General features: G+C 69.1%; 2 protein-coding genes and 1 pseudogene. All 3 read left to right on the top strand.

What is annotated here, in order from left to right:
* A pseudogene (locus DTL70_RS34000) lies at positions 1–98 on the top strand (IS982 family transposase); the annotation flags it as partial.
* Between the two features lie 224 nt (positions 99–322).
* Entirely contained in the window at positions 323–673 is a 351-nt protein-coding gene (locus DTL70_RS00095) for an SCO3933 family regulatory protein (RefSeq protein ID WP_114019725.1), read from the top strand.
* A 2-nt stretch (positions 674–675) separates the two neighbouring features.
* A partial coding sequence (locus DTL70_RS00090; RefSeq protein ID WP_245978852.1) for an FtsK/SpoIIIE domain-containing protein occupies positions 676–2,152 on the top strand: 1,477 nt, incomplete at its 3' end.

Below are 2,152 nucleotides of genomic sequence, written 5' to 3'. Positions count from 1 at the left end.
GCGTCGGCCAACGACTCCTCGCCCTCGCAGCCGCACTCTGGCGCAACTGGACCACCGGCGCCGACGTCAAACGATCACTGACCGCCTACGACCACTAAAAACATCGGACTCACTCATCTAGGGCATGTCGGGCCCGTGATGACGGCGCTGGGTCGTTTCTCGCGGACTCGTACACACCGAGAGGCATACTCGTATAGACGAGTGGGCAAGACTTGTGGCAGAGTATCCGCATCCCAACAAGCACGTCCGGGGCGAACCATCCGTGAGCTTGTCTAGACGACTAGCTCTCATTGCTTCGGCGTACGGACAAGGAGAAACGACCTTGCGCACCATTCGAGTTGAGACCACTTCCGCCACCATCCTTCTGACCGAGGCGCCCGCGCCAAAGGTCCGGGACCGGCAGACCGGGGAAGTCGCCAAGGACGCGGTGAGCGGCGAGACGCTGATGAAGGTCGGCGTCGTCTACATCGATGAGGGCGAGTCCTCGCTGATTCACGTCACCGTTCCGGAGAGCGGTGTGACGGACGGGCTCGCCCTTGGCGCCCCCGTGTCGTTGCCGGGTCTGGTGGCTCGGCCGTGGGAGTCGGTGTTCAACGGTCAGCAGCGCCACGGCATCGCCTACCGCGCCGCCGCCGTCGCACCCGGTGCCGTTCCGGCGGGCGTGGGGGCCTGACCGTGTCCGAGCTGATGACGCTGATGGAGGTAGGCGGTCCCGCGGCCGGTCTGGGTGCTGGTGCCGCCTACCTCCGGGCCCGGCACCCTGCCGCCTACTGGTCGGCCGTGGGCATGCCCGCTTCGGCTGTGCGGCTGGTGGGCTCCTACGGGTCGGTCATGGACTCCTGCGGGCTCACGGTGCCGCCCTCCCGCCTCCGGGCGCTGGCCGTGCGGGCGACCACTCGTCGTGAGGTGCGGCCGGTGCCGCCTCGTCGGGGGATACTGCGGCCGACCTCGACCGGCCTGCGCATCCGGTTGCGGCTCGCTCCGGGGCAGGAGCCGGCCGACATAGCTGCTTCTGCCGAGCGGCTGCGGCACGCCTGGGGCGTTCATGGCGTCTACGTGGAGCCGGTCAAGCCCGGTGTGGTCGAGTTGCGGCTGGTCGGCTTCGACGTCCTGCGGCGGGTTCGGATGCCGCGCAAGGCGGGTGGCGGGTTCCTGCGGGTGCCGGTGGCACTGCGTGAGGACGCAACCGCCTTCGTCCGCGACTACCGCGCCATTCCGCATGAGTTGGTGCTCGGCGCCACGCTGTCGGGCAAGTCGATGTACCTGCGGCACCTGATCACCGGCCTCGCCGATCAGCCGGTCGCGCTGGCCGGCATCGACTGCAAGCGAGGCGTGGAACTGGCGCCCTTCGCTCCTCGGCTCTCGGCGCTGGCGACCGACCCGGCTGAGGCTGCCGAGCTGCTGCCCGTACTCGTCCGGGAGATGGAGGACCGCTACGACCTCATCCGTGCCCGTCAGGGGATCGCCCCGTCCACACCTGATGAGGAGATCACCTCGGACGTGTGGGGCCTGCCCGAGAGCGAGCGGCCGGTGCCGATCGTGCTGTTCGTGGACGAGGTGGCCGAACTGTTCCTCGTCGCCTCCCGCAAGGATGAGGAACGGCGGGACGAGATGGTCACCCAGCTCATCCGCCTCGCCCAACTCGGCCGTGCTGCCGGGATCTACCTGGAGGTGTGCGGGCAGCGCTTCGGGGCCGAACTGGGCAAAGGCGCCACCATGCTCCGCGCCCAACTCTCCGGCCGCGTCTGCCACCGCGTCAACGACGAACCCTCGGCAAAGATGGCGCTGGGCGATATCGCCCCCGAGGCGGTGGGCGCTGCCTGCACCATCGCCCCTGAACGCCCCGGCCTCGCGGTCGTGGGTGACACGTCCGGCGGCTGGTCGCGTATCCGCACCCCGTATCTGTCCCTGGCCGACGCTGCTGCCGCGTGTGAGCGGACCGCGCATCTGGTGCCGGACCTGCCCGCGCTCAAGCCCTTCCGGCCCGCCGCCCCGGCTGTCTCGTCAACGTCGCTGACCAAGACCCGGCCCGCTAGGCCGTGTCTGATAATTGATCTTGTGGTGGGTCGTGGTGAGCTGACGGATGCGGTGTGGGAGCGGATAGCCCCGCTGTTGCCTGGTGTGGATGGTCGTGGGCGGCCGTGGCGGGATC

The sequence above is a fragment of the Streptomyces diacarni genome (assembly GCF_003323715.1).
Classification (GTDB): domain Bacteria; phylum Actinomycetota; class Actinomycetes; order Streptomycetales; family Streptomycetaceae; genus Streptomyces; species Streptomyces diacarni.
The sequence above is the reverse complement of the archived record's forward strand: the minus strand, read 5'-3'. Positions and strand labels throughout refer to the sequence as shown.